Below are 4,304 nucleotides of genomic sequence, written 5' to 3' on the forward strand. Positions count from 1 at the left end.
TGCGGCCGTCTCGTTGATTTAAATAAATCCGCAAATTCCGCTATTGCACTGTGTGCCACGTAGTGATAGAGGCCGAAAAGATTGGTCTATCTGGGTCAACCAATACTCTGCGGCGGAGGCACGGAATGTCGACATTGGACGAGATCACCAAGGAGAAGCAGCGGATCAGCGAAGCGCTTGCGCGCGTCGACATGCAACGCGACAAGCTCGCCAGTCAACTCGGCGAACTGGAGGCGACCGAGCGTGTGCTCGCGCGCTACAGCAAGGGCACGGAGATAAAGAAGACCACCTCAGCCAGAACGCCGACTACGGCAACCAAGGCGGCGGCTCCAGCGCGACGACACGGGCGCCCGCCCACGACGACCGCAAAAGCCGCTGGCCGCAAGCGCAGTTCGTCGAACCTCGGCGACCAGATCCTCGCGCTGGCAACCGGCAAGACGCAGCAGGAAATCGCCGCTGCATGCAAGGGCGCTCGCCCCAACCATGTCGGCGCCGCGCTTGCCCGGCACAAGCGCGCGGGCCTCATCGAAGAGCGCGATGGGAAACTCTACGCCATACCGTCAACCAGGACGGACCAACCGGCCGCGTTCTGACGACCGGCGGCAGCAGGACTCCCTAACGACCTGCTTGCAGAACTCTCATTGCGGGAGAGCTTAAATTTCGGTCCATCGCACGGGGGGCCGAAGGTTCGAATCCATCTCCCTCCAGCGCAGAGTCTGCTGCGAACCTGACTTCCTCGATCATGGTTGGCGCCGACGCTCGCTCGCAGACAATAGACGAGCTTCGTCTTCGTAGGATGAAGAACCAGCCTACAGGCCCTGAATCGGACCTCCCGGGCATTCCTGAGCCTGCGAGCTTCTTCTTCGCTTCGGCAGTGGCAAATAATGTCATCCGCGTATCTCTCGAAGGGGATGGAGGGGAAACTCCGCGCCATCCACCTGTCAAAAGTATAGTGCAGGAACAGATCAGCCCGGACGGGGCTGACCACCCCACCCTGAGGCGTCCCTGCCGTACCCGGGACGACGCTACCGTCCCCCATTTCGACGGGAGCTTTTAGCCCGATCCTGCTCGCCGAGCAGGTAGAGCGTCTCGACGGTTTCCTCGGTGAGACAGACGATCCGCTGCGGTGGAAACATTTCCCCTCCGGCCAGCCGCCGAAACTCAGACGCCGATGGGTTGCCTCGAGCGGCAGATGGACGAAAAGCACTCGCGCCGGCCCCCCGATCGTGCGTGTGCGGTGGCCGCGGCTGCCGACATCATCGGCAAGGAACATTTCTCCGCTGCTCCAACGATGCGTCGTTCCGTCACTCACCTCTACTTCAACGGTGCCGGAAAGCACGATCACCAGCTGCCGCCGTGAGGCTGGGTGCCAATCCTGATCGAGGTCCTCCGGCATTTCGGCCAGCATCGTGCTCGGTGCCGTCACCGTCGCGGAACGGCGAACGTGTCCGAATGCGTCGGTCGGCGCATTGTCGATCGGGATATCGACGTCGACAAACTGCGACCCGCCATCGGATGTCGGGATAAAGCGAACGAGCTTCATGATGTGCCTCAAATCCCTTTGAACTGGCCTTTGCGCTTTTCCATGAAAGCGCGGCGAGCCTCTTTGGCGTCCTCGGAATTCTGCAGGATGCCGCCGGCGCTGGAGGTCATCACCATCGTCGTCTCAAGGGTGCTGTCCAGCGCGGCGCGCATGATGCGCTTGCTGATCGCGCAGGACCCCCGGCACGGTCAAATAATCGGGATGTAGACCGTGTTGTACCAGTCGTTGAACTCTTCCTCGACCGCGCCGGGAATGTCGATGCGTCCCATCTGCAGCACGGGGGCCATTTCCATCGTCTGCTCGCTCGGATCGGTGTGCACCGGGAAGATCTGGCGATAGGCGTTGCGCAGGAAATTGCGCCCGACCCGGCTGGTGCCGATCTTCGCACGCTGTGACGAAAACATCCGCGAACGGCTGCTCCGCAAGGGCAGCATCCGTCAGCAACTCGAACTGTCGAGCGAGGCCGAGCCCGACTTCCTGCCGGTCGTGAAGCTGTTCACGCCCGATGCCGCCTGCACCTGGCTCCTGACCGAGATCGATCCGGACGATCCGGATATCGCCTTCGGCCTGTGCGACCTCGGCATGGGCACTCCGGAGATCGGCTCGGTGAGCCTATCGGAGCTCGCGTCCATACGCGGCAGGCTCAATTTGCCCGTCGAACGCGATCTGTATTTCACGGCAACCAAGACGCTCTCCGCCTACGCCGATGAGGCGCGGGCCCATGGCGCGATCAAAGCTTGAAAGGAGGGCGCGCCATGACCACGAACATCACCGCCGAGCATAAAGCCATCTTCGAGGCGCTCACATCAGGCGATTACCGCAACTTCGCCCTGTTCTCCTGCTTCGTGAACGGCGAACCGGCTGCCGCGATCGTCGCCGTCAATCCAGACGGCGACGGCTACGCCATCACGCCGCTCTTCGTCAGCGTCACGCCCTCACTGGAGCTCACCGACCACGACGGACGCAACGCGGCGAATAATCCATCCGTGCCGGTGCCATAAATTTTTTCGGGTTTCAGACTTCATAGCCCGGGCGGTTTCCCCGCCCGGGCTAATTCTCGTCTGCGAACAGCCGAACGCCCTTAACTTCACCCTGAACTTCCGGCCACCATTGGTTTTTCCGTGACCGCTCATGCGTTGTTATCAGCAACGATCTGCCGCCCAATGGCAGCCGATTCCTCGTCGTCGACAACGGGCGTGAGATCGATGTCCATGTAAGGATTCCACTGGCCGATCCAGCGGTGCACGGCGGCAAGGTCATCCGATTCTACAATCGCTACGCCGGTGCGGCCTGACATATCATGCCAGCGGCCAAGCAGCTTCCCGCCTGCGGGGATGTTATTCGCCCGCTCCTGTGGCGACATCGAACTCCACCGCTTGTACACAGTGATCCAATGATCCTGATCGATGCTCCAGTTCACCATGAATTTCATAGAAGCCTCCTGCTTGATGGTTGATCTTTCGCTTGACGGTTCAGCGCTGTCCTGGGCCGCACCTGTTTAAGGCCCGCTCTCCATCACATCTTGTGGCCGAGGTGATCGGCTTTGAGAGCGGCGCGCGCTATGCTTCGATACTATCGTCCGCCACGCGGCGAAGGTAAATAGGATCGCGTCGGCGGCGCGCCCGATGTGTCGCCTTGCGCGGGTGTTCAGCGGCATCTATGCCGAAGAGAGGAGGACGCCATGCCCAAACCGGTCACTTTCTTCAGCGAGGGGGTCAAGCTTGCCGTCGATCTCTATCTGCCCGACGATCTGGCGAGGGGCGAGAAGCGCGCCGGGATCGTGCTCTGCCACGGCTATACCGGGGTGCGGAATATCTATCTGCCGGATAATGCCCGTGTGCTGACAGAGGCCGGATACGTCGTCCTTAATTTCGATTACAAGGGATGGGGCGACAGCGAAGGGCCGAAGACCCGGCTCGCGCCCTACAGCCGGGTTGCCGATGTGCAGGCGGCGCTCACCTTTCTCGCTGCCCAGCCGGAGGTCGCGGCGGACCGGCTCGGCATCTATGGCACGAGCTATGGCGGGGCGACCGTGGTTTGGGTTGCCGCCGTCGACCCGCGCGTCAAATGCACGGTCTCCGTGGTCGGGATCGGCAACGGCGCGCGCTGGATGCGCAGCGTGCGGCGGCCTGATGAATACTATGACCTGTTGGAGCGCGCCGCGGCGGATCGCACACGGCGCGCGCTGGAAGGCGCTTCCGAATTCGTGGAACGTGCCGAGATCCTACTGCCTGACCGCCAGTCGGCCGAACTCGGCATGGCCGCCCGCCGCAATAACCCGGCTGCCGTCAGCACCATCCCACTCGAATTCATCGATGACACCTTGAGCTTCAATCCGGAGTGGGTGGTCGACAAAATCGCGCCATGGCCGATCCTGTTCATCACCTCCGATAATGATCGGCTGGTCCCGCCAGCTGAGAGTGAAGCGCTTTACGCCCGCGCCGGTGAACCGAAAAAGCTACTCGTGCTTCAGGGCTACGGCCATTACGAGGTCTATGAAGGCGAGGCTTTCCGTGAAGTGATGGCGGCCACGACCGACTGGTACGCGCGGTACATTCCGGCCAGGAAATAACAGCAGCAGGTCAGCTTAAGATTGCAGCGGGACGGTCTTGGCGGGCTCAACCGAGTAGAGACGCCGCCCGAACTGGCTATGCCTCGACATTCCGTCATGCGCCGCTGCTTCATTTCGGCGCTAGCGCGGTAGTGTCATTGTCGCCGGCTGTGGAACCCACTGTAGTAATCGCACCTTGCTTAAGTTCGC

9 protein-coding genes are annotated in these 4,304 nt (G+C 61.6%); 5 read left to right on the forward strand and 4 right to left on the reverse strand.

What is annotated here, in order from left to right; genetic code table 11:
• Positions 1–125: 125 nt before the first annotated feature.
• Entirely contained in the window at positions 126–593 is a 468-nt protein-coding gene (locus tag VNX23_RS05770) for a hypothetical protein (RefSeq protein ID WP_325628224.1), read from the forward strand.
• On the opposite strand, the gene VNX23_RS05775 is transcribed toward VNX23_RS05770, so the two are convergent.
• The gene (locus VNX23_RS05775) at positions 548–1,039 is read right to left on the reverse strand and encodes a reverse transcriptase domain-containing protein (RefSeq protein ID WP_325628225.1); all 492 of its coding nucleotides are present in this window, start codon (positions 1,037–1,039) and stop codon (positions 548–550) included. The genes VNX23_RS05770 and VNX23_RS05775 overlap by 46 nt on opposite strands.
• Positions 1,040–1,192: 153 nt before the next feature.
• Between VNX23_RS05775 and VNX23_RS05780 the strand changes: the two genes are divergently transcribed.
• Entirely contained in the window at positions 1,193–1,360 is a 168-nt protein-coding gene (locus tag VNX23_RS05780; RefSeq protein ID WP_325628226.1) for a hypothetical protein, read from the forward strand.
• 191 nt (positions 1,361–1,551) lie between these two features.
• Here the strand turns inward: VNX23_RS05780 and VNX23_RS05785 are convergent, their stop codons facing one another.
• Both VNX23_RS05785 and VNX23_RS05790 read right to left on the reverse strand, forming a co-directional pair.
• Entirely contained in the window at positions 1,552–1,695 is a 144-nt protein-coding gene (locus tag VNX23_RS05785; RefSeq protein WP_325628227.1) for a hypothetical protein, read from the reverse strand.
• Between the two features lie 36 nt (positions 1,696–1,731).
• A complete protein-coding gene (locus tag VNX23_RS05790; protein ID WP_325628228.1) occupies positions 1,732–1,947 on the reverse strand; it encodes a hypothetical protein in 216 nt (71 codons plus the stop codon).
• Positions 1,948–1,957: 10 nt separating this feature from the next.
• Between VNX23_RS05790 and VNX23_RS05795 the strand changes: the two genes are divergently transcribed.
• Both VNX23_RS05795 and VNX23_RS05800 read left to right on the forward strand, forming a co-directional pair.
• Entirely contained in the window at positions 1,958–2,284 is a 327-nt protein-coding gene (locus VNX23_RS05795) for a DUF2958 domain-containing protein (protein WP_414642949.1), read from the forward strand.
• A gap of 14 nt (positions 2,285–2,298) precedes the next feature.
• Positions 2,299–2,544, forward strand: coding sequence for a hypothetical protein (locus VNX23_RS05800; protein ID WP_325628229.1), 246 nt, complete (start codon positions 2,299–2,301; stop codon positions 2,542–2,544).
• A gap of 128 nt (positions 2,545–2,672) precedes the next feature.
• On the opposite strand, the gene VNX23_RS05805 is transcribed toward VNX23_RS05800, so the two are convergent.
• Positions 2,673–2,975, reverse strand: a complete 303-nt coding sequence (locus VNX23_RS05805; RefSeq protein ID WP_325628230.1) for a DUF3303 domain-containing protein — start codon at positions 2,973–2,975, stop codon at positions 2,673–2,675.
• A gap of 249 nt (positions 2,976–3,224) precedes the next feature.
• Between VNX23_RS05805 and VNX23_RS05810 the strand changes: the two genes are divergently transcribed.
• Positions 3,225–4,115 (forward strand): alpha/beta hydrolase, encoded by an 891-nt coding sequence (locus VNX23_RS05810; RefSeq protein ID WP_325628231.1) that lies wholly within the window; start codon positions 3,225–3,227, stop codon positions 4,113–4,115.
• Positions 4,116–4,304: the final 189 nt, after the last annotated feature.

The organism is Bradyrhizobium sp. (genome assembly GCF_035570375.1).
GTDB lineage: Bacteria > Pseudomonadota > Alphaproteobacteria > Rhizobiales > Xanthobacteraceae > Bradyrhizobium.